Below are 3,590 nucleotides of genomic sequence, written 5' to 3'. Positions count from 1 at the left end.
ACGTGCGGAAACAAAATTGAAAATATATGCAATAATTATTTAAAAATTCCTAAACCGCACGGTAGCTAAAATATAAAAACTTTACTATATTAAAATTATAATTTTATTAATATATAAAAATAAGCTTAACGTGCGTTCAAATTAATAATTAAAAAAATATTTTATTTAAAAAACAATATTTAAAATTGATTTTTTTCAAATATACTATAATATTTTTAATATAGAATAAGATTAAGGGTAAAAAATGAAACACAAAATAGCTCTACTAATTGTAATTGCATTTATAATTTCATGCTCAAATAACAACACTAATCCAAACAATACTCAAGGAATAAAAGAAAAAGAAGAATTAGGTAACGTAGAAACTCCAACAAACGATGGTAGTGGTTCTACTAATAATGGCAATACTGATAATAATCCAACAGATAACAATGGAAATAATACAGAAGAAAAGCCTCCTCTCCCGCCTCTAGATAATTATTTACATATGTATACAGGTACTGCTAAATATTATATAAAAACATTAGATGATGCTGTAGTAACTTCGCACACAGATGAAAATATATATGTTGAAATATATGATGATTGCATAGTTATATCTTCTGGAGCAACTTTCTTTTTTGAGAATATAAATAAACCATCTGATAATATATATGAATCTACCGAATATTATAATGATGCTACATATAAATTAACTTTAAAGATTAATGGTGATAATACTGCTACCCTTAGATTAAGTATAAGAGATAGTCAATACTCATATCACTTTGATGCAGATAATTTACCAGAATTTCAAAAGAATTAATTATATTAAGAAATTATTTAAAAGAGGCTTTATATTATTATAGAGTCTCTTTTTTATTTATTTTTTATATATACCCATATACCCTACTTGAATTTTATTAAAAATATATTATAATTATATTGTTAGACTATTGTAACATTTTATAAAAAATAGTAAAATTAATTACGTTTTATATAGGGGTTTATATATATGAAAATGACTTTAAAAATAGGAGGAATGCATTGTGCTGCTTGTTCAAGGGCAGTAGAAAGAGCATTAAAAAAAACTGATGGTATTGAAGAAGCCAATGTTAATATAGCTACAGAAAAAGCTGTATTTAACTATGATGAAAAAAAGATTAAATATGATGATATAGTTAATGTTATAGTGAAGGCAGGGTATCAAGTTTTGGGCAAAGAGGAAGACCCTGCAATCGTAAAAGCAAGAGAGATAAAAGAGCAGAAAATAAGGCTTATCGTTTCGGCAATATTTTCTATACCTTTGTTTTATATATCAATGGCACCTATGGTAAGCTTTGTTAAGTTTCCAATACCTAGTTTTTTGGTGCATCATTTAAATCCTCAAGTTTTTTCTATAGTAGCAATATTTTTATGCATACCTGTTATGATATCAGGATATAAATTTTACACATTAGGTTTCCCTGCACTTTTTAGAGGTTCGCCTAATATGGACTCACTTGTGGCAATAGGAACAACTGCCGCATTTAGTTATAGTATTTATTCTACTGTTTTGGCATTTATGGGGCTTAATCCTCATGGAGATAATCTTTATTATGAGTCAGCTGCCGTTATAATAACATTAGTTCAGTTTGGTAAATATTTAGAGGCTAGAAGCAAAGGAAAAACAGGAGAAGCAATAAAAAAACTTATGGGACTTCAGCCTAAAACTGCTACCATAATAAAAGACGGAGAAGAGAAAGAGATAAAGATTTCAGATGTAAAAGTTGATGATATAGTATTAGTTCGCCCTGGAGAGAAGATTCCCGTTGATGGAGAAATAATAGAAGGTTACAGCAGTGTTGATGAATCAATGCTTACAGGAGAGAGTATACCAGTTGAAAAAAGCGTTGGCGATAAAGTGGTTGGTGCTTCTATAAATAAAACAGGAAGTTTTAAATTCAAAGCTCAAAAGGTTGGTGCTGATACTGCATTAGCCCAGATTATAAAACTTGTAGAAGATGCTCAGGGTTCAAAAGCTCCAATAGCACATATTGCCGATGTTGTTTCTTCATATTTTGTACCTACTGTAATAACTATAGCTTTGATATCCGGTATAATTTGGTTTATAGCTCTTCACAATTTTGTATTCTCTTTAACCGTATTTGTATCTGTACTTGTTATAGCTTGTCCTTGTGCTTTGGGGCTTGCTACACCTACTGCAATAATGGTTGGTACAGGAAAAGGTGCTGAACTTGGAATACTTTTTAAAAATGCTGAGGCTTTAGAGGTATCTCAAAAAATAAATACTGTGATGTTTGACAAAACAGGAACTCTCACAGAGGGTAAGCCTTATGTTACAGACATTATTTCTGATGATAAAGATAAACTTCTTTTGATAGCGGCAAGTGCTGAAAATGGAAGCGAACACCCTTTAGGTGAAGCTATAGTAAGAGAGGCTAAAGAAAAAAATATAAAACTTCTAAACATAGAAAATTTTAAAGCCATAGCTGGTTTCGGTATAGAAGTATTTGTTGATGACAAAAAAGTTTTAATGGGCAATGACAAACTAATGAATAAAGAAAATATCAATACAGAAAATTATAATTCATATATGGATAAACTTTCAAAAGAAGGTAAAACTCCTATGTATGTTGCCTATGACAATAAACTTTTAGGAATAATAGCAGTTGCTGATAAAATAAAAAAAGAAAGCATTGAGGCAATAAACAGACTTCATAAACTTGGAATAAAAACTGCAATGATTACAGGCGACAATAAAAACACTGCTAATTCAGTTGCAAAAGAAGCTGGCATTGATATTGTATTTGCAGAAGTTCTTCCAGAAGAAAAATCTAATGAAGTTAAAAAACTTCAGGAACAAGGTTTTACTGTTGCCATGGTAGGCGATGGGATAAATGATGCCCCTGCCCTCACTCAGGCTAATGTTGGTATTGCTATTGGAAGTGGTACTGATGTTGCTATTGAGAGTGCTGATATAGTATTGGTAAAATCAAACACTAACGATGTTGTAACTGCTATAGAATTAAGCAAGGCTACTATGAGAGATATAAAACAGAACCTATTCTGGGCTTTTTGCTATAATGTAATAGGTATACCAATTGCAGCAGGAGTTTTGCATGTATTTAGAGAGCCTTTAATAGCTTCTTCTATAGGAGGATTTTTAACTGCTATTATGGGTAAGGATTTGCTTTTAAATCCTATATTTGCTGCTCTTGCTATGAGTTTAAGTTCTGTTTCTGTTGTTACAAATGCTTTGAGATTAAACTTTTTTAAACCTAGTAAATAACTTTATTTTTTAATATACTTAGTTTTTATTCATACTTTACTCCATTAATCCATGTGAATTTAAATTTACATGGATTATTTTTTTTATATTTTTTATATTCTTCAACGCACGCAGTGTGAAATTAATAAATAATAATAAATTATTATTCAAATTTTTATAAAAAATAAAATTTTATTTCCCGTGCGTTAATAGATATGCAAATTTAATTAATATTTGGGCGGGTGCTATAATTTATCATTTAGCAGTAAAACAAATTAAAATTATGATTTCAAATTAAGCAGAAAACATAAAGGGGCGGGTATGTAAATAAAATTTATTT

The 3,590-nt window shown here is 29.5% G+C and carries 2 protein-coding genes; both read left to right on the top strand.

All coding sequences use genetic code 11. From position 1 onward, the window contains the following. Window positions 1-244: 244 nt before the first annotated feature. Window positions 245-805 carry a hypothetical protein gene (locus E6A48_RS10430; protein ID WP_219710139.1) on the top strand — a complete coding sequence of 187 codons (561 nt, stop codon included), beginning with the start codon at window positions 245-247 and terminating at the stop codon, window positions 803-805. A gap of 189 nt (window positions 806-994) precedes the next feature. After that, entirely contained in the window at window positions 995-3,271 is a 2,277-nt protein-coding gene (locus E6A48_RS10425) for a heavy metal translocating P-type ATPase (RefSeq protein WP_219710138.1), read from the top strand. Window positions 3,272-3,590: the final 319 nt, after the last annotated feature.

The sequence above is a fragment of the Brachyspira pilosicoli genome, assembly GCF_019402445.1.
Taxonomy (GTDB): domain Bacteria; phylum Spirochaetota; class Brachyspiria; order Brachyspirales; family Brachyspiraceae; genus Brachyspira; species Brachyspira pilosicoli_B.
The sequence above is the reverse complement of the archived record's forward strand: the minus strand, read 5'-3'. Positions and strand labels throughout refer to the sequence as shown.